Origin of the sequence: Colwellia sp. MB3u-4 (genome assembly GCF_014077065.1) — a bacterium.
Classification (GTDB): domain Bacteria; phylum Pseudomonadota; class Gammaproteobacteria; order Enterobacterales; family Alteromonadaceae; genus Cognaticolwellia.
Window position 1 is genome coordinate 1 of record NZ_JACGVE010000056.1, and the last position, 250, is coordinate 250.

Here is a 250-nt window from a genome sequence, read left to right on the forward strand (position 1 = left end):
GACGGGTCGACAAGTACAATTTTTACTAGGTAAGGGACAAAATATCAGTCATAGCGACCGAATGAAGGTAAAAATAGACAGTCCTATTGGACGACGACAATACAGCAAACGATTAGGGGCAATTGAACCTGTATTTGGCAATATTACCGTCAATAAAGGCATGAATAAATTCACGTTGCGCGGACAAGAAAAAGTGAATACTCAATGGCAACTGTATTGCCTTGTTCATAACATTGAGAAGTTAAGAAGT

At 38.8% G+C, this 250-nt stretch carries 1 protein-coding gene; it reads left to right on the top strand.

Translation table 11 applies throughout. The features are described 5' to 3' along the window. Positions 1-250 (top strand): transposase (locus H4J61_RS02285; protein WP_182183305.1); only part of this gene is annotated, 250 nt, incomplete at both ends.